We start from the raw sequence: 859 nt of genomic DNA, 5'->3' as shown, positions 1-859 counted from the left end.
TGCGCGGCCGGTACACGGTTCCCAGCGAACGTACCTTCCGGCGGATCCTGGCCACCTTGGACGGCGACGCCCTCGACACGGCGATCTGCGGATACGCCGCCGACGTCGCACGGGGAGACACTCCGTTACCGGTCATCGCCGCTGCTGAGGACGAGCCGGCGGAGCGGGAGCAACGCCGCGCCGCGACCCGGGCGATCACCCACCCGGCCCCGGCCGGGCTGCTACCCGCCGCCGCGATCGACGGGAAACTGCTGCACGGCAGCCGCACCACGACCGGGCAGGTGTTCCTCGTCGCCGCGGTCACCCACGACCGCGGGGCGATCCTGGGCCAACGCCAGGTCCCCGACAAACGCGGCGAGAACACGGTCATCGCTGAGCTACTGACCCCGTTGGACGTGGCCGGGATGATGCTCACCCTGGACGCTCTGCACACCACGAAGAAGACCGCCCGGCTGATCACCGGGCCGCTGAACGCCCACTACACGCTGATTCTGAAGGGAAACCAGCCCCTCGCCCTGCAAGCCGCCCAAGCCCTGCTGTCCGGCACCGACAGCGAGTTCATCGACAGCATGGACGTCAAGCAGGACCGCGGACACGGACGCACCGAACGCCGCACGCTACGCGTCGCGCCCTGCGACGACACCCTGTTCCCCGGCGCCCGGCAAGTCTTCCGGCTACGCCGTGACACCGGCGGTCTCGACGGCGCACGGACCAGCAAAGAAATCATCCACGGCATCGTCAGCGTCACCGCCGACCAGGCCAGCACCGAGCACCTCAACGCCTACGCCAGAGGCCACTGGGCCGTGGAAAACCGTCTCCATTGGACGAGGGACGTGACCTTCCACGAAGACGACTCCCA

1 protein-coding gene is annotated in these 859 nt (G+C 69.0%); it reads left to right on the top strand.

Going from position 1 to position 859, the window contains the following annotated elements:
* Positions 1 to 56: 56 nt before the first annotated feature.
* Positions 57 to 859 (top strand): ISAs1 family transposase (locus ACLQ24_RS29900; RefSeq protein ID WP_425895081.1); only part of this gene is annotated, 803 nt, incomplete at its 3' end.

The organism is Micromonospora sp. DT4 (genome assembly GCF_049841675.1).
In the GTDB taxonomy this organism is placed as follows: domain Bacteria; phylum Actinomycetota; class Actinomycetes; order Mycobacteriales; family Micromonosporaceae; genus Micromonospora.
The sequence above is the reverse complement of the archived record's forward strand: the minus strand, read 5'-3'. Positions and strand labels throughout refer to the sequence as shown.